The sequence below is a fragment of the Bradyrhizobium sp. 87 genome (assembly GCF_023073015.1).
GTDB lineage: Bacteria > Pseudomonadota > Alphaproteobacteria > Rhizobiales > Xanthobacteraceae > Bradyrhizobium > Bradyrhizobium canariense_D.
The window spans coordinates 1-1,093 of sequence record NZ_JADPIQ010000136.1 but is presented as its reverse complement, the minus strand read 5'-3'; the positions used below and the strand labels follow the sequence as shown (position 1 = coordinate 1,093).

Genomic DNA, 1,093 nt, shown 5'->3' with positions numbered 1-1,093 from the left:
TGCGCGATGGCCGCTTCGGTCGGCAGCCCGCCGGGCACGACGTGCTCCGGTGCGTGCGCCTGCACGACGGGGCCGGAGCAGCGGCGACAGATGTATTTTGGGCGGCGTGTGATCAGCACGCGCCATTGCGCCGGGATCACGTCGAGGCGCTGGCTGACGTCCTCGCCGATCTTCGTCATGGCGCCGCAACCGCACGGGCAAAGCGTACTCGCAGGCTCGATGATCCGTTCCACCCGCGGCAAATGGGCAGGCAGGCAGCCGCGATTGCGATGAGAACCTTGATCCGGCGCGCTCCGCGATCGGCCCTTGATCACAGCCTCGGCTCTCTCCTGCGCCGCGTCCAGGATGCCTTGCGCGATCTCCACGTCTTCCAGCGGCAAGTGATACTGATCTGGCCGCAGCTTCTCGGACGTCGCGCCGAACTTCTCGCGTCGCAATTCGCCGAGAATGACCTCCAACCGACGCCGCGCCTCTTCCGACGTCGCCAGCGCCGCCTGATGTTCGCTCAAGGCCGCCTGCGTTTGCGCCAAAAGCGCTTTCAATTGTTCATTTTCGTCGCGCAGCGCCGCGATGCTCATGCGCTATTTCGAGCACATCGCCGCCGCGCGTGCCACATTCAAAATAGCTTCCGAGTCATTCTGCCGCAGTTATCCAGCCGCCTGGGGACGCCGCGCTTCTTCCGGGCGGACCAACCTCCAATCCAGCCCCTCGAACAGGGCTGCGAACATCGCCGGCGATATCCGTATCACGCCGTCTGCGATCGTTGGCCAAACGAACTTGCAACCTTCAAGACGCTTGTGCACCAACACCAGACCCGTTCGATCCCAGACCAAAATCTTGATCCGGTCCGCTCGTTTCGATCGGAACACGAAGGCTGCGCCGCTGAACGGGTCGAGACGAAGCATCTCCTGCACCTTCGCCGCAAGCCCATCGTGGCCACAGCGGAAGTCGATCGGCCGCGTCGCGATGTAAATCTTCAGATCGGCACCGGCCGCGATCATCGTGACGCTCGCATCGCGCGGATCACACGGGACAGCTGCTCGCCATCTATGGCTGTGTCCGTCCGCAGCACGACATCGCCGATCGCGATCTC

The 1,093-nt window shown here is 63.8% G+C and carries 2 protein-coding genes; both read right to left on the bottom strand.

The features are described 5' to 3' along the window. The coding region (locus IVB50_RS37300) for an IS66 family transposase zinc-finger binding domain-containing protein (RefSeq protein WP_247299812.1) at positions 1–578 on the bottom strand (578 nt) is incomplete at its 3' end. Positions 579–647: 69 nt separating this feature from the next. Further along, positions 648–1,001 (bottom strand): IS66 family insertion sequence element accessory protein TnpB, encoded by a 354-nt coding sequence (gene tnpB / locus IVB50_RS37295; RefSeq protein ID WP_007601228.1) that lies wholly within the window; start codon positions 999–1,001, stop codon positions 648–650. Positions 1,002–1,093 lie beyond the last annotated feature (92 nt).

Excerpts from the sequence above, each read along its gene's own strand:
- tnpB (WP_007601228.1), bottom strand. The coding sequence starts at position 1,001 with ATGATCGCGGCCGGTGCCGATCTGAAGATTTACATCGCGACGCGGCCG.